The sequence below is a fragment of the Oleiphilus sp. HI0079 genome (assembly GCF_001635105.1).
This window is the reverse complement of the sequence record NZ_LWFT01000188.1, coordinates 1-327: the sequence shown is the minus strand read 5'-3', so window position 1 is coordinate 327 and position 327 is coordinate 1. Positions and strand designations below refer to the sequence as shown.

At 44.0% G+C, this 327-nt stretch carries 1 protein-coding gene; it reads right to left on the bottom strand.

Features of this window, described 5'->3' with window-relative positions:
* On the bottom strand, window positions 1-259 hold a 259-nt coding region (locus tag A3750_RS02675; RefSeq protein WP_156498334.1), incomplete at its 3' end, for a hypothetical protein.
* Window positions 260-327 lie beyond the last annotated feature (68 nt).

Sequence of the window (327 nt, the reverse complement as noted above, 5' to 3'; positions counted from 1 at the left end):
CCGTTTCACCGCGTTTTCTCGGCAAAAGAACCTTTTCCTGATGCGTTGACATTTTTCCGTAATATTTTAATGCAGGGGGATGTTTCGCCCATAGCTCCCATGCATCCTTGAAAACAGAAATCTCATCATGAATCGTTTTGCGCTCATAAGGGTACTCTTTACCATATGTAGCAAGAAGACGCGCCTCAAACCGTTCCAATGCTTTTTGCTGTTCAAGATTAGTGGGATCAAAGCGGTCTGCATGTGCATTATCAATCATATTTTTCACGCCATATCGAACCGCTATAACAAATGCCGCATGCAATGCTCGCTTAAGTGCAGGCTTCG